Origin of the sequence: Microcoleus sp. C2D2 (assembly GCF_036702495.1) — a bacterium.
Lineage (GTDB): Bacteria > Cyanobacteriota > Cyanobacteriia > Cyanobacteriales > Microcoleaceae > Microcoleus.
The window spans coordinates 20,104-42,941 of the sequence record NZ_JAUBTO010000037.1 but is presented as its reverse complement, the minus strand read 5'-3'; the positions used below and the strand labels follow the sequence as shown (position 1 = coordinate 42,941).

The window sequence follows — 22,838 nt, the reverse complement described above, 5'->3', positions numbered from 1 at the left end:
AAGCCTTCAATAATCGTTTAAGAAACTCACCTGACGCACCCTACAATTAAAATACGTCGTATAATTGATAGAATATAGGTGCGAATCCTTCGCCCCTCCGGATATATTTACAAAATTGGGATAATCGTTCATGAATCGGAAATACTATTCTCATCGTACTGGCAAAAATCCTGATGCGAGTCGCTACGATCTACCCATGTTCGTTAAACTTTTCAAAGTTGTTTATCTTGAGTTTCTAAAGAACGATTATTTTTATGCAAACTATGGAGCTGTCCCAGGCAAGCTAGGTGCTGATATAGGAGCACAAATGTTCCTCGCCATCAGGAAATCTGATTTATACCCAATTGAGGAAAAATGTAATAATTATTCAGAGGATGACTTGTTTGATGTCATCGAGTTTCTTTACGATTGTGTTTCTAAGCATATTCATGGATACAATGAATGGGGTGATTATGACGATTCTTATTATGACACCTCCGCTGGTAAGCAAGAATTTAGAGATAGAATTAATCACCTCTTGTGTGATTATAGAGAGGGATATGAACTCTCCGAAAAGGGTGAAATTCTAAAATTTTCCGAGCAAGGATTGGAGGACTTAGTTATTGCAAACTTGCCTCCTCACGATGCTGAAAATATTGAGCAGCGAGTTGAATCCGCAATTCTTAAATTTAGACGTTTTCGCTCATCTCTAGATGAAAAGCGTGATGCAGTTCGAGACTTAGCTGATGTTCTTGAGTTTCTGCGTCCTCAAATTAAGGCAGTAATATCAAAGAAAGACGAGAGCGACTTATTTAATATAGCTAATAACTTTGGAATACGACACCACAATGAAGAGCAAAAGCAGGATTATGACAAAGCCATTTGGTATAATTGGATGTTCTATTACTATCTGGCAACGATACACGCTTGTATAAGGCTAATTAAAAAGGATGAAAGCCAGTCACCATAAGCGCTAGGGGTAACACTTTATGGCAGCGGAGGAGCAAAAACCACTGGTGATGAATTCGAGGTTATTTCTCGCCGCTGCATTTTACGGCTGATTCTCTCAATCCGTTATGACATCGGAAGCTGAATCAAGAGTTAGCAATTCCCGCTGAGATTCTCATCCAGCCCTAGGAGTCGGTACAAACTCCCGCTTAACAATAGAACACCATTCCAACAACATCACAGTAAACTGAGAGCAACCCCATTAGCCCCAATTTACCTATGCCACGCTGGTTTAATACCGCAGGCCCATGCCAAGCAGACATTCATTACGTCCTACCCCCAACACTGCGCTTACCGGGCTTAGAATGGTTAATCGCTCAACGCAACTATGTCGTCATCCATGCACCCCGACAAGTGGGTAAAACCACAGCCATGCTAGCTTTAGCCAAACAACTCACCGACAGCGGACAATACACCGCCGTCATGGTTTCGGTGGAAGTCGGTGCACCTTTAAGTTCCGATGTAAATCCTTGGGTAAAATCTAAAAATGGCAAAGGATCTCTTCCACAACACGGTCAAAATCGCCCTACAAAAAGATGGCTGGAAGATTACCCACGATCCCTACCAGTTACGTTATGGTGTTGCTGATGTCTACATCGATCTTGCAGCCGAAGAAGCGATCGCCGCTGAAAAAGAAGGACGTAAAATAGCTGTAGAAGTCAAAAGTTTCGCAGGTGGCTCCACCATTTCTGAATTCCACACCGCCCTCGGTCAATTCCTCAACTATCGCGTTGCCATCGAAGTCTCTAGCGAACCAGAACGTATGCTGTATCTGGCAGTGCCCACCGATACCTACCAAATGTTTCTCAGATTTGAACCCGCAAAAACTGTCATCGAACGTTATGAAATTCGACTAATTATTTACAATCCAACTCGTGAGGCGATCGACCAATGGATAGACTAAACGAATACCGCAAAATTGTTTGTGACTTTCTCGAAGACTTTTCTAAAAATGACGCAAATGCTCAGTTAATATTCGATATCGCCCGCGATCGATACCTCGTTATGCACAACGAATGGCGCGACGAATATCGCATCTATGGCTGTGCCATGCAGCTCGATATCATCGAAAATCAAATCTGGATTCAACACAACAGTACCGAAATCTATATCGATCGAGAACTGATTCAACGTGGCGTGTATCCTCAAGATATCATTCTTGGATTTCGCTCCCCCAGCATCCGAAAAATTATTGCCGCCAACTCTTGCTAGAGACAAAGGTTTGGAACAGTTAGATGGATAAGTATAGCCTTTCTCAGTAACATGAGGTGCTCTCGCGGGCATAGGGCATAGCCATAGGACTCGCCCCCATACCTCACCACGCTTGAGAACCGCTATAGTTAGACAGAATTAATTACACAAAATAGAATCTGAAATTCTCTTACCGTAAGCTTTGCAACATTATATCTGTGTAAATATTTCTGTCTCGGTTACAGTTATTCGAGCGTGAGTAACCTCTTTCTCTACTTCTCAAAGTTAAACATTTTCATAGTTTGTTAAAGTAGTGCGATCGCACAATTTTCATCGGGACTGGAAAGTTGAAACTTCGCATCTATATTTTATGCTCGATACCCCAACTGTCACAAAGCAGAATCTGGGATTCAAAATTAACTATCTTGAATTGTCGGAGACATTGCCATATTTTGTGCTTGTTGCTGCATGAATTCAATGTCCGATCTCAACCAAGTGCGGGGCCCGCTGCACTGATGAGCAATTAACAGCCCCCACAGTCCTTTTTTTGTTAAAATTGGCACGGATAAATTGGCGCGAACTTTCAGGCTACGCAGAAAATCTCGGTGGCATTGGTGAATGGGTTCTACTTCAATATCTGCAATTGCTCTAACTCTGCCGGCTTCGTACAAAGCAGCGTATTCGCCGTTAAAACACTCATCTGGTCCCGTGGAACCCAAGATTGAGAGGTCGATCGCACTCAACATCTCGTAAGTCACTCGACCTTGCCACTGCTTGTAAAAATGATAAAGCACCGCGCGATCGCTCTGCAAAATTTCTCGAATGTCGTAGAGGGATTTTTCAACTAATACGTCGCGCTTTAGACGATCTGTCAAGCGGTTAACAATGTTTTGCAGGCGATCGCCAGACATGATATTAACTCCTTCAATTCTCAGTATACTCGCCGGAGCTGAATTATTTAACTTGCACCCTCACAAATACTCAAATTTTTGCCAATCGGAATTCTCGATCGCTCGAAAGTAAGTGATTTTTCGCTTAACAGTTGTCGGGATGCCAGCAACATTATACTAATATTTTGAGTGAGATAGCAATCTTTTGGGGAAACGGGCGAGCGGCTTTTTTTACGCACTCGTTTCGCGAAGAAGTACCGGCGAGACGCCTGTTCCACAAAGGAAGAGAAAAGGAAGAGTTTACAAGTGCTGGGAGAATTGCTAGATATGCCTAAAGTTGGTTCCTCTCAAAGACAGGAACTGCTAGAATATGTCGAAAGCTAGAGGAAGCATCAAATATGTCTGTGCTAGAAGCTGCTTGGAAACACGAATTTATCGCTACAAACGGCATCAAACTGCACTATGTCACTCAAGGTTCTGGGCCGCTGATGCTGATGCTGCACGGATTTCCGGAATTTTGGTATTCTTGGCGGCATCAAATCCCGGAATTTGCATCAGATTATAAAGTTGTCGCGGTGGATCTCAGGGGTTACAACGACAGCGACAAACCTCAGGATAAATCTGCTTACGTGATGGCAGAGTTTGTGCAAGATGTCAAGGGAATTATTCAGGGTTTGGGATACGAAAGTTGCGTCTTAGTTGGTCACGACTGGGGAGGCGCGATCGCCTGGAGTTTTGCTTATGCTTATCCCCAAATGGTGGATAAATTAATTGTGATGAATCTACCACATCCGGCCAAGTTTGCTGAAGGGCTACGCACTCCTCAACAATTGCTGAGAAGTTGGTACATCCTTTGGTTTCAGTTGCCTGTTTTACCGGAGTTGTTAATTCAGTTGGGCGACTATCAGGCAATTGCTGCTGCTTTTGAAGGTATGGCAGTGGACAAAAGCACCTTTACCCCCTCAGATATAGAAGCTTACAAAGATGCGGCAGCCAAACGGGGCGCTCTGACTGCTACTATCAATTATTACCGCAATCTAGCTGGCGGATTTCTCGATCGCCAGAATTGGAGCGTGCTGCAAGTTCCGACGCTGATGATTTGGGGAGAAAATGATACCGCCCTCGGCAAAGAGTTAACCTATGGAACCGCAGATTACGTGCGGGATTTTCAGATTCAGTACATTCCTAATTGCAGCCACTGGGTGCAGCAGGAACAACCGCAGTTAGTGAATCGGTACATGAGAGATTTTTTGGCAAGCAAAGCTGTTTGAATTGACTCCTACCCGCGATCGGGGGGAGGAAGATTCCTCCCCGCCACCCTAGTAGGCAAGGGGCTGGGGGGTTAGGTTTTTTTAAGTTGTGGAAAAAGTGCCAAATATCAGTTACCATCCACTTTAATTGCTAAAAAAATTGAGTTTATTTCATTTTCACATCAAATTCTGACTATTCTCTTAGATAACTAAAGCCTTCTGAATTCTGCTATACTTAGGTAATAAATATTTTACCCAGATTAAACTCACCCAGTATAGCGCAGTCATGCCTAAACAAAAACTCTTGGAAAAACCAGAAGAAGTAAACTTTGATGAGGAAGATGAAACTCTAGATGATGAGCTTGCATCTAATGGAAAGCCACAATCGGTATTAAAAGAAATTTCAAAAATTATTGTAGCTGGAACTGACTGGACAACAGCCACCATACTCGATCAAATGGAGCGTGAAAATATTCAACTAAATCCCAGATTTCAAAGACGAGATGCTTGGGATATAATTCGCAAAAGTAGGTTTATAGAATCAATTTTTCTAGGATTTCCCATTCCAGAAATAGTGTTAGCTTCCCATGAAAAAACAGGAAAAAAATTTATAGTTCTTGACGGCAAGCAACGCTTGCTTACAATCCTGCAATTTTATGGAAGAAGCGAAACTATTAACAATAGTTTTACTTTGAAAAACTTAGAGTTTAGGCCCGATCTAAATGGTTGTACGCATCAGGATATAAAAAACAATCCTTCCCTTAATTCTGTACTTGATGAACTAGACAATCAAACTATTCGTACTACATGGATTCGGAATTGGCATACAGAAAGTTTACTCTACAAGATTTTTCTTCGTCTTAATGTAGAAAATACTCCGCTATCTCCACAAGAACTAAGACAAGCATTGCATCCAGGTGATTTCATCAATTTTTTAGATGACGAATCAATTAAAAATCAAGCTTTAAGAAAAATCCTAAAATCTAAAAATCCCGATCCTCGGATGCGCGATGTTGAATTATTACTGCGGTATGTAGCATTCCATCATTTTTTATCCGATTATCGCGGGAATCTTAAAGCATTTCTGGATATGACCTGCGAAAAACTCAACAATGATTGGAAATATCGAAAAATGGAGATCGAAGATACAGTTAGCCAATTTGAGAATGCAGTGCAAACAACCACTACAATATTTGGGCAAGAAAATATATTTCGTGTGTGGTTGAGCAGTTCTAATGCTTACCGTAGAAAATTGAATCGAGCCATTTTAGATGTAATGGTCTTTTATTTTTCCGACCCAGTTATTAGACAAGCTGCTGAGAATAATCGGGCTGAAGTGGAAAATGCATTTAAAGAGTTATGTTCATCATCTAATAGCGAATTCAGAGACGCTGTTGATAAAAGAACAACTAGCATTCGTGAAACTTATACTCGTCTCTCACTGTGGGGCAAAGCTTTGTTAAAGGTTTTGGATGTAGATTTTAATGTACCTGAACTCGTAGATAACCGTATTATTTTTAACGGTTTGAGGTAAGTTATTAATAGGTATGCCAAAATCCGTTAGATTTCGGATGTTAACCAAAGAGTTAAATAGGTTAAAAAGACAATTTCTACCTAAGATTAACCCTACAGGTTCATATTCCGAGCGACAGTTTGCCCACACTCTTGCCTACAGAGTTTTAGTTCATGCTGAAATTGAGGCTTATCTTGAGGATAGAGTTTGGGAAGTAGCCCTTAATGCTAAAAATCATTGGGATAGTCAGGGTAAGACTTGCCGTACTTTAATCTGCCTGCTTGCCTTCTCCGGTCTAGAGATGGAAGTACCACCACATACACTTACTCCCAGCCAAGGAAGTAAAAAAGTGCCGGATGGAAAAATAAAAATTAACAAAAAAATAGATTCAGCTATTGAGAGTTTTAAGCGAGCCATTAAGCAGAATCATGGAATCAAAGAAGCTAATCTTCTAGCGTTGCTTTTGCCCATAGGAATAGATACAGATGATTTAGAGCCTGTTTGGCTGGCCACGATGAATACGTTTGGGGAAGAACGAGGTGTTGTGGCTCATTCTTCATCTACATCTCCCACTATTCAAGTGCCGGATCCTGCAACTGAACTGCGTAGGATAGAGCAAATTATTAGCCCTGGACTTTGTAAGGTGGATGAGCTGATCAATAAGCTGATGACATAAATGAATAAAGCGCCAGCAATTGCTGAGGCTTTATTGTTGTTCTAAATTCGTAATTATCTAATTAATAAAATCGTTTTAAAAATTGTGTTGGGGAATCTGAAATCCGGTTAATGTACCAGTCTGTGTCGCTGAAGGCAGGATTTTTCATAGCAACCGGCTTTCTTTGTCTCAGTCTGAGGTAATTCCAAGACAATGTCCTAGCCTAAAATGTCTTTGAGCATGCTGATCGAGTTTTGTCCGGTCAAAACTTCGATCGCCACCAAGGAAACAAAGCCAATCATGGCAAAACGTCCGTTAACTTTCTCAGCATACTTGGTAAATCCGGTGTTGACTTTACTGTCTACATACATCTTCGGCTCATGAGCGAAGTTGTTCAGTAGGCCTTGGTCGTCAACGATCGGGTTGCGTGAAGTCATTTGTTTTTCGTTTGTTGCTTTATGTAAATAAATGTAACTGATGGTTAAGTTATATTACAGTTACTGGGATCGCGAAATTCGGTGATACTTATCATAAAAGTTCGCAGTAGCGCCTCTAAAATTTTAATAAAAATTATCATTATATTCATGAGTCAACCTACAATCTTTATGGGGCGGGCGATCGGGCTTTGCCTTTGAGTATCAATTACATGAAAGTACGATCGATAACCATCTGCCAACTCTTGACTCTCAAGAGTCGCTGTCAACGGTCTCTGCAACCCCGTGGCAGGTGATTGGAGTGGGGAATGTCGATCGCCCGATCGGGCAACTTATACTCTTTACCACCTGGACACGGATATTATGAAGTTCAGAAACCTCTCCTACAGCAGGCGCAAAGGGTTTCAGGCTTAGCACTCCCCGCGTCGCAACTGTTGCAAAAATTCACAACCCTCTCTTGCCAAGGGGAAGGTAATATCTGCAATCGCCTATCAGCTAATTGACATAAATTATCAATTAGTTTAAACTGCATATTGTATTCAAAGTAGCGGTGAATCCTATGACTCTTTCCACCTACACTCCAGCCTTGTACGCTAGTTTCAGACACCAGACTTTCACCTGCCGTCAGTTAGTACCCGTGCCTTCTAAAGGCTTGCTGCGAATAGAACGGGGAGCTGTCCGAACGGTGACTTGGAACGAGCAGGGGACACCAATTACGCTGGGATATTGGGGAGTTGGGGACGTGCTGGGTCAGCCGCTGTCAGGCGTCCAACCTTATCAAATTGAGTGCAAAACTCATGTAGAAATTAGCTACATTCCTGCAAATTCGTGCGATCGATCCTTAGATGAAATTTTGGCGCACGTTCGGCAAAATCAAGCATTTTTCTGCATAGTTCGCAGCGAATCTCTGCGCTCACGCCTGCTGCAACTATTAATTTGGTTGGGACAAAAATTTGGTCGCGAAGTCGCACAAGGACTGTTAATTGATTTGAGATTAACTCACCAGGAGATTTCCGAAGCACTTGGGATTACGCGAATTACTGTAACGCGGCTGATGGCTAGGCTGGAAGAGGAGGGATTTATCGATCGATCGCGCCCTCAATACATTGTCTTAATTTCACGTTAGTTTGATTTTTACAGAAGAGCTATTTTTAATCGCAGCTGGGCGCCGAGCAACGCAGATATTTTTTAGGTATCTGTGTTTATATTTCAACTTACCGCAGATCGCCTTACTCTGGGCTATCGGTTGTGGTTTGATGAGGGGTTGAAACTGCTTTGTTGTGTCAATTTCTCCCCACCGATCTCCCTGGGCTCGATCGGCAGTTTCTGCGATTAGCCGTTCAAAGTCGCTGAGATTACCGTTGGAGTGAGTCAGCCATGAAAGCACGATATCGGGTAAAAGACTACAACAAAAGATAATTAAAAATCGTCCTTTAATGGAAAAATAATTCAGCTTGAAGTTTTTTAAAGCGCGATCGCACCCCAGGACAGCAATGCCCACCTTACTACTACATATAGAGTAGCCCAGGATTTGTTGCGCAAGTCCTGTATATATTATAATTATATCAAAAGTATCACAAACTCTAGTTTTTATGTCACACTTTACTTCAATTAAGACGCAGATTAAGAATCGAGATGCCTTAGTAAAAGCGCTGGCAGATGTAGGATTCGCTCGGGTTGAGGTACACGAAACAGGTCAGCCTCTGTATGGGTTTCAAGGAGATGTACGTCCCGAGAAAGCAGAGGTAATTGTACGCCGCCAATATCTAGGAGCTGCCAGCAACGATATGGGCTTCAAGCTGCAGAAAGACGGGCAGTTTGAAGCGATTATTTCAGCATACGATCGAGCTTACAGATATTCTCGGCAGTGGTTGAAGGAGTTAACTCAGCGTTACGGATATCATGCTTTGATGGCAACAGTGCCGGAGCAGGGATTTGCAGTGGAACAAGAAGAAACTTTAGAAGACGGTACTATTCGGGTGGTAGTGGGGAAGTGGGTGTAATCTCAAAGCTGTTGGCTAATGACTGATGACTAATGACTAACTCATTCCTCGTTCCCAGGCTCTTTTGATGGTTGCCAACAAGTCATCTCCAGCTTTGATGAGAGTGCTGCCTTTGTGGGCGCGATAAAGGAGATGGATTGGCCCGCGAGGCTACCACCTAAGCGCAGTTTATCTGCGATCGGATTAAATCCAAATATGCTAACGTAACCAACGCCAGCTTCGACAACGATTCGATCGATGCCATTGCCGACGGAAACGGCATCGTTGCCAGTTCCCGGCTTGATGAAGTTATTGCCGTCGCCTGCGTTGATGTTGTCATCGCCTTGACCGGTATACATTTGATTGTTGCCGTCGCCTGCGGTGACGAAATCGTTGCCACTACCTGTGATGACGCGGTGGTTGCCTTTGCCTGCTTGCGATGCGGTTGTTGCCGAATGGGCCGTTGATGATGTCGTTGCCTGCTTGGGCGTAGATGGTATCGTCGCTGGGGCTGTCGATGATGATTTTATTGCCTTCGCCACCGAAGATGCTGCTTGCTGCTTCTGGGGGATTAATAATGTCTTTACCTGTGTCTGTAAAAATTGTACCCCTACCGTCGCCTGTGATTAGGCTGTCATCATTTTGGGATGGGAATACTGAGGTAGCGGTTATTTCTGAAACGCATCTAATTTATAAGTTTCCCCCTATAGCGTTTTTTAGCTTTCACAAGCACTATGTGGGGGTCAAGCAATATCAACAGGACGCAGTAATCTCGATCTATCTATCGAAAGCAGCTCTTTCTCTGACTAGCTCGAATTTTCTTCCAAGTCACAAGACTTGAACCATGATGTATCTGTAGTTACGTTTAACTCTCTTGTCCCAATAATCTAGACGAAGTAGATTCTCAAGCCTATTACTAATAAAAATTAACTAGCTTTGGCAAAAATATTGTCTTTTGAATCTCAAGAATCTCTACAACAAGCTATTGATAATGGTTTCGAGGCACAACTTATATCAAATCCGTTAGCATCGGAATAGTAAATTCGAGTTCACTGTTGACGGTTGACTGTTGACGCCGTGAACAGTCAACCGTCAACAGTCAACCGTCAACATCATTCCGGTGTAACCGGAAATGATATTAGTTGTCTGCCGTTTTCCTTAATAAGAATTTTTTTAATAGTATTTCTTAAGAAGTGTTTAAGAAAACTCGGCTGCTGACAGGCTGGGCTTAAAAATATTTTCGTAACTAGCTCTTGAGCACTATTTTTAATAAACGCCAGGAAGTTAAAGTCGCCTAAGTCATTGAATCCGGGTTGAGTTTTCGTTTGTCTGGCAGTTAGTTCGATCGCTGGTACAGGCACTATTAGTTCTAACTTGCCAGAAACTGTGATGCGATCGCCACTGCAACCGGAAAGTACGCGCTACCGAAGCTATCCCGTAGGGAATCGGCCCGCGCCCCGACTCGCCAGTCTGAAGATGCGATCGTCGGCTGGAATGCTCTGATATTAGATATAATCCGTGGGGCAAAAACATCGCCGCATAACCTCCGCGTGCAATAATTTAGCGATGGTTCACGCGGAGGTTATGCGGCAAAAGCGATGGGCTTGGCGCTGATGACCAGCCCTATCTGGCATGACTGCCGAGCCTGGTCTATAAGTCCCTCAAACGCTTCAAATCTCGTAGTTTGTAGGTGCGCACTGCCCTCGTAGCGTATTGGTGCGATCGACCGGCTTTACCTCATCCTATCGGCTGGCGATCGGCAATAAACCTAATTTATTGGTAATCACCTGTTAAAAGAAGAAGATTTGACGATCGCAGCCTTCGAGATTTCAAAAGTTTGAGGATCTTCTTCACAACGCTAGACAGGGCTGACGCTTATGATATAGACTAGAATGATTCCCGAATCCTAGGAGCGATCGAGTACATCCTAGGCTTGACATTGTAACTTTCCTGACTGTTGCTATAAGTTTGAATTAAACGGATTTTTTTTATGAAGTATAGTCGATTTCAAGAATTAGATATGATGAGAGGGTTGGCTGCCTTCTGGGTAATCGGGGTTCATTATTGGTACTTCAATGTCCTCCCTCCATTTTTTGGATACAGCAACTTTTTTGAGTATATAAAAGTAGTGGGTGAAGCCACGTCGCTGCCAAAGTTTTTTCCCCTGCCATTTAATAGTGTAGGAAATATAGTTTTTGATTTGCTGAATATATTTTTCATGCTTGGATATCAGGGAGTTCATATTTTTTTCATTCTCAGTGGTTTTGGGCTGACTTATTCAAGAATTTTAAAACCTGATGAAAGCTGGATTATTTTTATGAGAAAAAAAATTTTCCGGCTCTACCCTACCTACTGGATACTTTTAGCTGTATCTTGGATAATTCCTCGGTTAAGGTCAGATTTGTTTTTTGGCTTTTTTGATTGGTCGTCATTTTGGAGAAGTTTTATAATTCTCGATAAAGCAATACCATTTTCTTGGTTTATGTTTCCACTACTTCAATTTTATTTGTGTTTCTTTTTGCTATTTAAGTTTTTACAAAAAAAATCTCTTAAACAGTTTATATTAACTTCTTTTCTCATTAAAGTCACCTATACATTTTTAGTTTTAATGTTAGGCTTTAACGTATTTTTACCAATAATAGGCGATTTCGGTTATCCAGGCTATTTAGCAATTTCAAGGTTATTTGAGTTTTGTTTAGGAATGGCAATGGCAAAGGTTTATGCAAGTAATCCTACTCTATTAATTAATTACCTAACTAAGCCAGTCACAATAGCCCTAGCAATATTTTTTGAAATATTGGGTATTATCTGTTCGTTCATTTTTTTAAATGAAATAAAGTTTCTCGGCGTAGTTTTACCTGTGGGACTGTCTTTTTATGATGCTTTCATTGGATTTGGTTTATTTGTAATTGTCTTTAATATATCTAGGAATTTAATAAATTTATCTGGATTAATAACTAGATCTTTGACATGGATTGCTCAGATTTCCTATGAACTCTATTTAACGCAGTTTATCGGGTTAATTGTAATACACAAATTTTTTACTGTGGTGGTGCGAGGTGAACCTTCACTTTTGACGGCTAGCCGTGCTATTTTACTTTATATATTAATTCTTCAAATTTGTATAGTTAATGCTTGTTTATTACAACAGCTAACAAACTCGATCGCAAGTCGAGTTAGATTAGCGATGGCTCCGTTTACCTCGGGCGGCAAATAATATATAATCCTGCTACATGGGCATAGTCCACAGTCAGCCGATTTGAGATTCTAGATTGGAGAATCATACCAAATCCGCATTAAAAATCGCCAATTGGACTCGGCGGTTGAAACCACTACTCTAGAAACGAAGTCCACTCCAAGCGGACTAAATAATAAAGGGGTATAAATCCCGGATGGGGTATTACTCCCGTCAATCAGCCTGCGAAGGTATAAATCCGGGGGCTTTTGAGAAATGGTGCGCAGCTTTTATGTATTTTAAAAGTTTTACTAAAGCGGCTAAGCCATGTGAGATGAGTCGCGTTATAATTTTTGACATTCCCAAGCTAAAAAATTGAGTTCGAGCCAATCAAATTTTCGCAGTCAGTTTTTATGACACCAGACATATCAGAAGCCCAGCAGCAAAGAAATGACCGCATAATTGTCTTGGCACTGATTTGTCTGACGCTGCTGGGACTGGCATTCCGCCTTTATTTGGCGTGGCGCACCAACCAAACTCTCCCCGATACGCCCGCCCGTCTCGGAGGCGATGAACCGGGCTATGAGCGTTTGGCATACGGGCTGCTGAAGGGTCATTTTTTTGAGAGGCCGAGCCGGACACCAATTTATCCATTTTTTGTGGCTGGATGCTATGCAATTTTTGGTCGTTCTCCCGCATCTGTAGTCTACGTACAAGCTTTTTTGGGGGCGACAATCATACCGCTAACTTTTATCCTAGCACGGCGTTTTACAGGCGCTCAAAGTTCCTTAGTAGCGGCTGGATTAATTGCGCTGCATCCCTCCCTCATTCTTCATGTCAGGCTGCTGCAAACAGAGATTTTATACGCGCCTTTAATACTTTTAACAGTGCTGGGTCTGCTGCGGGCATTGGAACAGCCGCAGTGGCAAAATTTTTCATTAGCAGGTGCGCTGTTGGCAATTACGAATCTTTGTCGGCCGAGTGCGATGTTGCTTCCAGCACTTGTGCCACTATTGATGCCGCGCCAATGGCCTTTTAAGCGCAAGATAGCTTTGTTTATTGCTTATGTGGGCGCAATTATCATCATTACTGCACCTTGGACTTACCACAATTATCGAACTCACAAAACTTTTTTGATTTACAGCGTTTCTACGGCGCTGCTGTGGCAAGGAAGTCCCGAGTTTTATCATTTGGCCTATGAACAACTGCCAAAACGCCATATAGTTCAGATTTGGCAGGAAGAACTGAATCCGGATCGGAATGGGGGACACAATGCTTTTACAATTGAGGGCGATCGCTATTTTACCAAACGGGCGATCGCTTCAATCCTCCGCGAGCCTGCTGTCTATCTATGGTATTGTTTGCAAAAGGCAGTTTTTTTATGGTTGGGAAACCCTCTAATTGACTGGCCTTATCACGCTATGTTTAATGTGGAGGCAATGCGGCCATTCTTTTCGCCGCAACGGATTGTCGGCATTTTATGGTCGCGAATTTTGCCTGTATTTGCTACTTTGGGCATGATAGTTTTGCGGCATCGCTGGCGGGAGTTTTTGCCACTGTTGCTAGTTTGTGGCTATTTTACTTGGATTCATGCGCTCACTTATGCAGAAGTTCGCCACAGCGAGCCGCTGCACCCGATTTTGGCGGTCGTAATTGCTACGGCGGCGGGAGAACTTCAGCGTCGGTTGAAGTTAATTAGTCAGTAGGTATTAGGCAGTTTATTATTAGTTATTAACCCAGTGTTATCAAAAACAACAATTCGTAATTTTACAATCGGCGTTTTAATGGCTATTGGCATAGGGTTGTTCAGCGGAACGACAACTTTTGCTCAAAACATCGAAACAATTAAAATTTCTGGCAAGGCTGCGGGTGTTAGCACTCGCTACATCGGTGCAGTTGAGGGCAGTATCAATTTCGACATCAAAGATTTGCAAGATTTGGGAATAAATACATACCGCATTTACGGCGGTATGTCTCGATGGGAAGCTGAAGATGATGATGGTAAATACGGCTGGCCGTCTATTGACGAAATTAAGACAAATCCAAATATAATTAATTGGGCGCATTGGGATAAGATTATGACCGAGCCTCCCGAGGGTAGCGATTATTGGTGGTCGGGAGAACCCGGCACAGTTTGGCAAGGCAATGCCAAAACTATTTTTAATAGTCTCAAACAAGCAAATATTCGCCCGGTTGTGACTATTCGGAATGTTGACAATGGCTGGAATCCGAGTTGGTCTCTGCAACTGAATCCGCCTCGCGCCAAAGAAGATTGGAACGAGTGGTGGGAACACGTGTTTGCTACGGTTTATTGGCTGAATGTTCGCAATGATTACCGCGTTGATGATTGGGAAATTCACAACGAACCGGACAATCGCGAGCAGGGTTGGGGCGGGACTAGGGCTGACTATTTTGAATTGGTTAAGGTGGCAAAAGATGCGATCGACTTTGTTTACAAAACTTATTTGCCTGCGCGCACTTACCGCATCCACGGCCCGAAAACTGTAGGCGGCAGCAATTGGCCGGCTAGTGCTTTGCAAGAAATTCCTAATTATTTCGATACAGTCAATGTCCACAACTACGATGCAGATATTTCTCACTACACCCGCAAAGTGCGCGGCTGGATGAACGGTACTGTCCGCGCTAACTCGCAGCTTTGGGTAGGAGAATGGGGAACTTACGAGATTAGCTATAACGATTTATCTTTAGCTTTAAATTTGATTAAGAATTTGATTCGAGGTTCCCAACCGGGGGATAATTATATTTACGGCAGTCACATATTCTGTTTGTACGACTGGGGAAAGCCGGGACTGCCAGTAGGTTTGCTGGGGCCATCCGGCAAGCGGCGCGCGGGCTACTATGCTTTGCGGATGGGAATTAGGGCTTTGCAGGGCGGGAAAACTACCTTTTTTCCTATCACTAACAGTTCGGATTTAATGGCAGTTGCAACTCTCGATACTAGCAACAATGTTTACTTGCTGGTTGTCAACGATAGAGCCAAATCTTACACGGTTAATGCTGATATTTCGGCTCTGCTCAAAGCCGGTAATGGCACGGTGCGGGAGTTCAGTTCTCGGAGAATGGATGAGGTTGCTGATAGCTTAACGCTCAAGGGTGGTAATGCGAGTTTTGGGGTGCCGGGGAACAGCGCTATTCTCATCAAGTTCGATCGCCAGAATTGAAGCTCAAATCCTCGGGGTCATAATTGCCATAAGATAGAATTAGTTATGATCGGAATTATTTATTTTCGGCCGGTTTGGCCCTGGAGCCATCGAGTCCTTGAACCCTTGAACCCCTAATTGCACAGTTGAAATACCTAAATCGTCATGTTGTGATTCCCCTCCTGTCACTGGTAAATTGGTAGCGTGCAGGTATCTTGCCTCAAACAGAATCCGAGCGAGAGTTCCGTTGAGGGCGAGAAAGTAGGGTGCAGTCTAGACAATCGCAGAAATTCTTGCTCGTAAACCCGCAGCAGTTATGCTAAGCGAGGAATTGCCCGCCAGCCTTCATGTCCGCCCTCTGGCAGATAGCATTGGTTCTGAAAGTCAGAACCCGTCAATTATCAGGATTTGGCACCGAATTAATTTTCTTTGCCTTGATGCTGGAAGTCTGGGTGAGTCTAATCGTACAGAAACTTTGAGGGCGCTTGGAAATCTCGCGGGTAAAGCCTCTCAATCAACCTGCTGCTGGCGATCGGGTTTTTCCAACAAATATCACTTTTATGCCCCCTGATGTTTATTCCCTCCCTCAGTCAGGTCATTAACCGCAATCCCCTCACTGTCACCCCTGAGACGCCCGTAGAAGAGGCGATCGAGCTGATGAGCAGCACAGGAGCCAGTTACGTCCTCGTGGTAGAACCGCGCGGGAATTCTCAATTCGGAAATCCCACGAACGGGACTTCCCCACAATCGCGGCAACAGTCGGGTTTCTACAACGGCGTACCGCGTGCGGTACACGCAGGAGGCAACCGGCTGCGTCTTTCCGGCTCAGAAGCTCCCTACCAGACAGTGCTGGGGATTTTTACAACGCGAGATGTCGTACAGCTGAATTCGATCGGCGCTGCTTTGAGCGGATTTGCCATCGAGCAAATCATGATCAGAACCGTAACAGTAGCCCGAGAATCGGAAATCCCCGACTTTTTTGCCTTAGCAAATCTGCTGGAGAAAAATAAGATCGGCCATTTGCCCGTCGTCAGCGACACTGAAGAACTTGTCGGTTTAATTAGCCCTCAAAGCTTGGTGCTTGTGTTGCAGGGAATTGGGGACTCGACGACACAAAAAGCAATTAGCAGCGCTTCGCCACCTGCGGCGGGTTTGGCGTTCCCTCCGCCCCTGCCAATTCTGCATCCGAAATTAGAGCTGCCCGCGAGTTTAATTAAACTTTATCAAATCCCTCAAATCGCAGCCTCGCGAATTATTCACGCTCCTGCTACTTGTTCGGTTCGCTATGTGGCGCAACTGATGTTCAGACACAATGTTACCTATGTATTAATCACTGAAACCCCCGAACAACACTCGACTGGTCATGCTCAAAATTCCCAATTTCCAAATCCCAACATTCACAAACTGGTTGGGGTGGTAAGTTCGCGGGACATCGTGCAGTTGCAGGCCCTGGGAAGAGACTCGAACAAAATTAAAGCCGGAGCGATTTGCAGCAGTTCGCCGCCGCTGGTGCGATCGCACTCTACCCTGGAAGCAGCAGTCGCCCTGCTGCAAAAAAACTACTGCCAGTTGCCTTTATTAGTCATCAACGAAAGCAATCAGCCGATCGGGATTGTCAATCCTAAAACTATCCTTTTACAAGCACTGGATTCAAAATCTCTGCATTCTGGCTTGATCGCTTTGCAGCGCCAGCTAGAATCTAGCAACGCTCAATACAAAAGACTTTCAGCAGAAATACAGCGGAGGGGAGCTCCGAGCCACCTCACGGCTGAAATTTCTCCTCACAGTTTCGAGGAGCGCCCCCATATCCCCGCAGCAGTCAACAATCAGGGGATTTGGGACTGGAATCTCGAAACAGATGAGTTTTTTTATTCGGCGCGGTGGCAAGAAATGCTGGGCTACGAAGAAGGGGAAATCTCGAATCGCCGATCCGAATGGTGGAGTCGCATCCACCGAGATGATATAGACTCCGTAAAGGCCGCTTTAGAAGATCACTTCGCCCAAAAGACAGCGGATTTTGCAGCAGAATATCGGATGTACTGCAAAGACGGCAGCACTCTCTGGGTGCTGAACCGGGGTCAAGTTTTGCGCAGCCCCACGGGCAAACCGCTGCGGGTAGTAGGAACTCATACAGATATTACTCCAAACAAGCAGTTAGAACTCAAAAACCCGGCTCACGATCGGGCTCAATTCCAACTATTTGACTCTTTGAAAGGAACAGTAATTTTCCAGATAGATGCGGCGGGGGTTTGGACATTTCTCAACCGCGCTTGGACGGAAATTACGAATTTTTCGGTTTCCGAAAGTTTGGCAACTAATTTTTTAGATTGGGTGCATCCAGATGAGCGCGCGCAATGTGCAAGTTTATTGGAGTCTTTGCTGTCGGGGAAGTCGGAATTTGAACGGCGAGAACTGCGATTTAAGTACAAGTCGGGGTCGGGAAAAAACTCCTGGGGAATTCACAGTAATGATAACTTTATTTCTGTTGAAATATATGCCCAAGTCCAGCGTAATTCCCAAGGCAAAACAACGGGAATTTTAGGGACTTTGCACGATGTCTGCAACCGCGTCGAAGGGGTTGAGAAACTGCGGGAAAGCGAGCGGGCAATTCGATCGCTATACGAGGTAATGGTGAGCTCGGAAGGCTCTTTTGACGATCGAACGCTCCGGTTGCTGGCAATGGGCTGCAGTCAGTTTGGGATGGATATCGGGCTGTTGGGCAGGGTTTTGGGCGATCGCTACGAAGTGATCGCGGCTTATGTACCGGAAGATTTTCCCTTTGGATTTGCTAAAGGAGACGGTTTTTCTTTGAGCAGAACCTTCGAGCGAGAGGTTTTGCGATCGAGCGAACCTATTTCTATCGAATCAGCAGGCACTACTGAGTGGCGCAACCACCCCGCTTACAGCGTGCGCAAGTTGGAGGCTTTTGTGGGGACGAGGGTAATGGTGCAAGGGCGAGTTTTTGGCACTTTGAGCTTTAGTTCCCGCACCCCTAAATCTCCTTTGAAACCCCTGAATTTTGAAATTTTAAAGTTGATGGGCAATTACATCGGCGCGGAAATTGCCCGCGAAGAGCGAGAGCGAACTTTACAACGTCAGTACCAGCGCGTTTTACTGCTCAAACAAATTACTCAAAAAGTACGATCGACCTTAGATACTCAAGAAATTTTTCAGACGACCGCCACCCAAATCGGTCGCGTATTTGGCGTCAATCGCTGTACAATTCACACCTATCTTTCCCAACCTTATCCCCACCTTCCTTGCGTCGCGGAATACTTAGAACCAGGTCACGAATCGGCTTTAGATTTAGAACTTTCTGTCACTTATAACCCCTACACAGAAAAACTCCTCGCTGAAGATATAGCCCTGGCATCTCCCGATGTGTTTGCCGATCCTTTGCTCGAATCTTCGGGGCCGATGTGCCGCCGCATCGGATTAAAATCTATGTTGGCGGTTCGCACTTCCTATCAAGGAAAACCGAATGGAATTATTACTTTGCACCAGTGCGATGCAACTCGCCAGTGGACTCCAGACGAAATTGAACTGTTAGAAGATGTTGCCGCTCAAGTCGGAATTACGTTAGCTCAAGCACAACTTTTAGAAACGGAAGTTGAGCGACAGCGACAGTTAGCCGAGCAAAATGAAGCTTTGGATCAAGCGCGACAAGCGGCGGAAGTTGCTAACAGAGCTAAGAGCGAATTTTTAGCGACTATGAGTCACGAAATCCGCACTCCCATGAATGCGGTAATCGGGATGACGGGCTTGCTGCTGGATATGGATCTAACTCCAGAACAGCGGGATTTTGTGGAGACAATTCGCACCAGCGGCGATGCTTTGCTGACTATTATTAACGATATCCTCGACTTTTCTAAGATTGAATCGGGAAAACTGGATTTGGAACGCTGCCCCTTCGAGCTGCAAAACTGTATAGAAGAATCTCTGGAATTGCTGGCTCCGAGAGCATCAGAAAAAGGTTTAGAGCTGGCTTACTTTATTGACTCTTCTGTTCCGAAAAACATTTTAGGAGATGTCACTAGGCTGCGCCAAATCTTGGTAAATCTGCTGGGCAATGCCGTTAAGTTTACAGAGTCGGGAGAAATTGTCGTCTGCTGTACGGCTAAGAAAATTGAGCCGGTAGCTGCTAAGAGTTTGCCGGAAACAATCAATATTCTCGACCCGCAACGGCTAGCAATTAACCAGGGACAGTTGGCACGTAGCAGACAATACGAGATTCAATTTGCTGTCCACGATACGGGAATTGGCATTCCGCCAGACCGGATCGATCGCCTGTTTAAAGCTTTTTCGCAGGTGGATGCTTCGACAACGCGACATTACGGCGGGACGGGTTTGGGGCTGGCTATCAGCCAGCGTTTGAGCGATATGATGGGGGGTAGAATGTGGGTTGTCAGCCAGGTTTCTCCGGGAAGTTCTAAGTCTCAAACGGCAGTTTCTGCGATCAAACCAAGTATCGCTGGAAGGTGGCCTGCGGAATTTACTCCGCCGTCGATATCGGGTTCGGGTTCGATTTTTTATTTCACGGTGATTGCTGAAGCTAATGACATCCGGGCTGAGGAAAAAAGGCCGGAATTTGCCGCTGGTAAGCGCTTGTTAATTGTCGAGCATCATAGCATTAATCGGCAAGTTTTGATCCGGCAGGCAGAGTCTTGGGGCATGATACCCGTGGCTGTAACTTCGGGTGCTGAGGCTTTGGAAATCATCAAAGAAAACTCGGCGCTGGATTTAGCTATTTTGGCAATGAATCTACCAGATATGGACGGTGTGGCTTTGGCTGTGGAGATTCGGAAATTTGAGCTGAGCAATTTGTCTGGCGGCGGCGGTCTAAATCCGAATGTGATGAAAGTTAAAAGCCCTCGCAAAATGGCGCTACCTTTGGTGCTGTTTACTTATTTAAGCAAGGCGGAAGTTTGGAAAAAACTTGAAACTACAGAAGTACATTTTTCTGCTTTTTTAACTAAGCCTCTAAAACAGTCTCAGTTTTATAATGTGTTGCTGCAAGTTTTTGGATATGTTAGCGGCAAAAGCGGCAGGGGAGAAGTTTCAAATGTGGTGACTTTGACTTCGGGATTGAAGTATTTTGAAAATTCTCAAGAACAGCACCGCGTGCGGAGGACGCCTGCTGTTTTGAGGCAGGCTGCTACCAATTCTGCAGGACTTGATGCAGCTAATTCTACTCAGATTCGGATTTTGCTGGCCGAGGACAATGTGGTGAATCAAAAAGTCGCTACGCATTTGCTCGACAGGATAGGATATCGGGCTGATATTGCGGCTAATGGGTTGGAGGTTTTGGAGGCCCTGAAGCGGCAATCTTACGATGTTGTGCTGATGGATGTGCAGATGCCGAACATGGACGGGTTGGAAGCGACGCGCCGCATTTGTCAGGAATGGCCGGCTAACAAGAAGCCGAGAATTATTGCGATGACTGCTAATGCGATGCAGGGCGATCGCGAAAAGTGTCTGGAAGCAGGTATGGACGATTATATTACTAAGCCCGTGCGCAGGGAAGAGTTGGCGCTCGCCTTGAGCAAGTGTTCACCTCTGCATCGGGATAAATTGGATGCCGTTACTGAGCCCAAAAATCAAGATATTTCCGATAAACTTGACAGTGAGGCTGCTGGATATTCCATTGTTCAACCGGGAGCAGATTCGCCGATTGATTTTCATGTTTGGCACAATCTCCGCGAGCTAGACGATGAGGAAGATCCGGATTTTTTGGGGGAGCTGATTAAGATATATTTGTTAGACGCACCACAGCATTTAGAAACCATTAAGGAGGCTATTTTTCTCGGCGATGCTGATAGTTTGAAGCTGGCTTCTCACACGCTGAAGTCGAGCAGCGCCAATTTAGGAGCCGTGTCTTTTTCTGCTGTTTGCAAGGAGTTGGAGTATATGGGCCGCGTGGCGGTTGAGTCTGGAGGGGAACAGGTTTTTGATGTGAGTACGGCGCGCGATCGCCTGTTGGAAGCCCAAGCGGAGTGGGAAAAGGTGCGGGCGGCTTTTGAGACGGAATTGGAAACGGGGAAGTTGCGATCGCAACTGGGATAATTGGTAATTAGTAATTGGGAATATAAACATAAATCCGCTCTGGGGCGGGTTCACCAAAATCTCTAATACAAGTCAGAAAGCCAAGTAAACCCGCCCCAACCGCAACCAGGATGCTTAATTAACCGCACTCGATATAATATGATGTCCGGTTTGCCCGTCATTAGCGAGTGTTTGTAGTGAGGACTTTATAGCTAGTAAAAGTATAGTCATTTATGACATGACATGGGAGGCATTAAGCCCCTCCCCCTTCACTTTCACTTTAAGCGGATTGACCTGCCTCGGCTGAACTACGCAGCTCCCTATCCCATTGCTAAACGCATTTGGGATTGCTTTTCTCAAAATGTTATAAGAAGCGTTAACATCGGAGTTAATTAATTGACCGACTGATGTCTTGTACAAACCTCTTTTGATCCGCCTGCCGCTAAATACAATATCCTTATCTGTCTTTCCATAGACAGGGATTGGATCTAAATCGAGAAAATTAGACCGGGATGTATAAGATTCTTCTTGCATGACGACCTTAATCCCCACGAATCGAGCTTTGTATTGCAACATCTCAATTAATCGAGTATGAGGAATACTGACAAAGTTCTGATTAGTTTGCTTTCCCAAATCAATCTCTGTTTTCCATTGTACATTCTTGCCAATTACCAACGTCCCAATTTGTTTGGCGATTAAAATGTCAACAATCAGGCGACTGGTATGATGCAAGTAATTATCAATTTTTTGGTGGCGACAGCGAGTTAACCGTTGAATGCGGGGTGAACTCTTGCGACTCCCTTTCAATTGAGTTTGTAGTCGTGCTTTACGTTTGTTGTAGAACTGATTGATTGATTTTAATGGTCGCCCGTTAATCAGGAGCGGGGTAAAACCCGGCTGATTTGAAGTTAACGCCACTAAGTTATCCAGTCCTAAATCAATACTAGCTACGAATTTATCATCGCTGACGGTGGACTCCGACTTGTCATAAATTACCTCGATCACATAAGAATCGCATTTGGGAACCAACCTAACTTGACAAACTCGATCGGGATTTACTTTGGTTTTGATTGAGAGATTAGTACCCGAAAGCTTAATAATTCCTTTTTTCAACAGTTTGCTACTAATTGCTTGTATTGTGTAGACGAGAATGTTTCGCCCTTTGACCTTATCCTTGTACTTGGGCAGTTTGGGACGACCCGTGAATTTAGAGTCATCAACTTTGTAAGCTTTAACCGCTTCAAAAAAAGATTTCCAATTTTTATCTAGTATCATTAAGATTTGCTGACTGACTTTAGCTGGCAAAGCCTTGTATGCTTGATGAGACTTCATCAAACGGTTCATTTCGTTGTAATTGATGTAACTCCATCCATAAACAAAACTCTGACGAATGACGTAGTTAGCAGCATTGTAGAGATTCTTGGATTTAAAAGCTAATTCATCAATCTGGGCGAAACGGTATTCCGTAGATTTAATGATATGCCTCTCTGCTAGTTGCATTTAGTACCTCTATTTTTCAAGGAGCGCAACATTTTCTTGTTTAACTTTCCTGACTATA

At 44.2% G+C, this 22,838-nt stretch carries 20 protein-coding genes; 13 read left to right on the top strand and 7 right to left on the bottom strand.

From position 1 onward, the window contains the following. The first annotated feature begins 130 nt into the window (after positions 1–130). Entirely contained in the window at positions 131–949 is an 819-nt protein-coding gene (locus QUB61_RS14620; protein WP_333129329.1) for a hypothetical protein, read from the top strand. 364 nt (positions 950–1,313) lie between these two features. On the opposite strand, the gene QUB61_RS14615 is transcribed toward QUB61_RS14620, so the two are convergent. Next, complete coding sequence (locus QUB61_RS14615) at positions 1,314–1,481, bottom strand: hypothetical protein (RefSeq protein ID WP_333129327.1); 168 nt, start codon at positions 1,479–1,481, stop codon at positions 1,314–1,316. Between QUB61_RS14615 and QUB61_RS14610 the strand changes: the two genes are divergently transcribed. After that, a complete protein-coding gene (locus QUB61_RS14610) occupies positions 1,475–1,891 on the top strand; it encodes a XisH family protein (RefSeq protein ID WP_333129325.1) in 417 nt (138 codons plus the stop codon). The two genes, QUB61_RS14615 and QUB61_RS14610, sit on opposite strands and share 7 nt — an antisense overlap. Then, entirely contained in the window at positions 1,879–2,199 is a 321-nt protein-coding gene (locus tag QUB61_RS14605; RefSeq protein ID WP_333129323.1) for an element excision factor XisI family protein, read from the top strand. Before QUB61_RS14610 ends, QUB61_RS14605 begins: the two co-directional genes overlap by 13 nt. Before the next feature lie 395 nt (positions 2,200–2,594). Here QUB61_RS14605 and QUB61_RS14600 read toward each other — a convergent pair whose 3' ends face one another. Then, complete coding sequence (locus QUB61_RS14600; protein ID WP_333129321.1) at positions 2,595–3,089, bottom strand: GAF domain-containing protein; 495 nt, start codon at positions 3,087–3,089, stop codon at positions 2,595–2,597. A gap of 377 nt (positions 3,090–3,466) precedes the next feature. Here QUB61_RS14600 and QUB61_RS14595 point away from each other — a divergent pair, with 377 nt between their 5' ends. The 3 genes from QUB61_RS14595 to QUB61_RS14585 all read left to right on the top strand — a co-directional run bounded on the left by QUB61_RS14595 (position 3,467) and on the right by QUB61_RS14585 (position 6,507). Further along, complete coding sequence (locus QUB61_RS14595; RefSeq protein ID WP_333129319.1) at positions 3,467–4,339, top strand: alpha/beta hydrolase; 873 nt, start codon at positions 3,467–3,469, stop codon at positions 4,337–4,339. Positions 4,340–4,604: 265 nt separating this feature from the next. Continuing rightward, entirely contained in the window at positions 4,605–5,852 is a 1,248-nt protein-coding gene (locus QUB61_RS14590; RefSeq protein WP_333129317.1) for a DUF262 domain-containing protein, read from the top strand. A 37-nt stretch (positions 5,853–5,889) separates the two neighbouring features. Beyond that, the gene (locus QUB61_RS14585) at positions 5,890–6,507 is read left to right on the top strand and encodes a HEPN domain-containing protein (protein ID WP_333129315.1); all 618 of its coding nucleotides are present in this window, start codon (positions 5,890–5,892) and stop codon (positions 6,505–6,507) included. Between the two features lie 197 nt (positions 6,508–6,704). Here QUB61_RS14585 and QUB61_RS14580 read toward each other — a convergent pair whose 3' ends face one another. Continuing rightward, entirely contained in the window at positions 6,705–6,923 is a 219-nt protein-coding gene (locus tag QUB61_RS14580) for a high light inducible protein (RefSeq protein WP_333129313.1), read from the bottom strand. Positions 6,924–7,479: 556 nt separating this feature from the next. Here QUB61_RS14580 and QUB61_RS14575 point away from each other — a divergent pair. Together QUB61_RS14575 and QUB61_RS14570 are read left to right on the top strand one after the other, a co-directional pair. Next, positions 7,480–8,046, top strand: a complete 567-nt coding sequence (locus QUB61_RS14575; protein ID WP_333129311.1) for a Crp/Fnr family transcriptional regulator — start codon at positions 7,480–7,482, stop codon at positions 8,044–8,046. Between the two features lie 466 nt (positions 8,047–8,512). Beyond that, entirely contained in the window at positions 8,513–8,923 is a 411-nt protein-coding gene (locus QUB61_RS14570) for a DUF1257 domain-containing protein (protein ID WP_333129309.1), read from the top strand. 41 nt (positions 8,924–8,964) lie between these two features. Here QUB61_RS14570 and QUB61_RS14565 read toward each other — a convergent pair whose 3' ends face one another. The 3 genes from QUB61_RS14565 to QUB61_RS14560 form a co-directional block, all read right to left on the bottom strand. Further along, a complete protein-coding gene (locus tag QUB61_RS14565) occupies positions 8,965–9,402 on the bottom strand; it encodes a hypothetical protein (RefSeq protein WP_445300243.1) in 438 nt (145 codons plus the stop codon). Continuing rightward, complete coding sequence (locus QUB61_RS39910; protein ID WP_445300242.1) at positions 9,302–9,529, bottom strand: hypothetical protein; 228 nt, start codon at positions 9,527–9,529, stop codon at positions 9,302–9,304. The genes QUB61_RS14565 and QUB61_RS39910 overlap by 101 nt, the downstream gene beginning before the upstream one ends. 672 nt (positions 9,530–10,201) lie before the next feature. Beyond that, positions 10,202–10,435 carry a hypothetical protein gene (locus QUB61_RS14560; RefSeq protein ID WP_333129304.1) on the bottom strand — a complete coding sequence of 78 codons (234 nt, stop codon included), beginning with the start codon at positions 10,433–10,435 and terminating at the stop codon, positions 10,202–10,204. A gap of 457 nt (positions 10,436–10,892) precedes the next feature. On the opposite strand from QUB61_RS14560, the gene QUB61_RS14555 reads away from it, so the two are divergent. The 5 genes from QUB61_RS14555 to QUB61_RS14535 all read left to right on the top strand — a co-directional run bounded on the left by QUB61_RS14555 (position 10,893) and on the right by QUB61_RS14535 (position 21,301). Further along, positions 10,893–12,119 (top strand): acyltransferase family protein, encoded by a 1,227-nt coding sequence (locus tag QUB61_RS14555; RefSeq protein WP_333129302.1) that lies wholly within the window; start codon positions 10,893–10,895, stop codon positions 12,117–12,119. A gap of 371 nt (positions 12,120–12,490) precedes the next feature. Continuing rightward, positions 12,491–13,783 (top strand): glycosyltransferase family 39 protein, encoded by a 1,293-nt coding sequence (locus tag QUB61_RS14550; RefSeq protein ID WP_333129299.1) that lies wholly within the window; start codon positions 12,491–12,493, stop codon positions 13,781–13,783. Positions 13,784–13,861: 78 nt separating this feature from the next. Further along, positions 13,862–15,259: a hypothetical protein gene (locus QUB61_RS14545; protein ID WP_333129297.1), complete on the top strand. Its 1,398-nt coding sequence runs from the start codon at positions 13,862–13,864 to the stop codon at positions 15,257–15,259. Between the two features lie 295 nt (positions 15,260–15,554). Next, positions 15,555–15,809 (top strand): hypothetical protein, encoded by a 255-nt coding sequence (locus tag QUB61_RS14540; RefSeq protein ID WP_333129295.1) that lies wholly within the window; start codon positions 15,555–15,557, stop codon positions 15,807–15,809. Next, on the top strand, positions 15,809–21,301 hold the full coding sequence (locus tag QUB61_RS14535) for a response regulator (RefSeq protein ID WP_333129293.1): 5,493 nt from the start codon (positions 15,809–15,811) through the stop codon (positions 21,299–21,301). The genes QUB61_RS14540 and QUB61_RS14535 overlap by 1 nt, the downstream gene beginning before the upstream one ends. A 210-nt stretch (positions 21,302–21,511) precedes the next feature. Here QUB61_RS14535 and QUB61_RS14530 read toward each other — a convergent pair whose 3' ends face one another. Then, on the bottom strand, positions 21,512–22,780 hold the full coding sequence (locus QUB61_RS14530; protein WP_333129291.1) for a transposase: 1,269 nt from the start codon (positions 22,778–22,780) through the stop codon (positions 21,512–21,514). Positions 22,781–22,838: the final 58 nt, after the last annotated feature.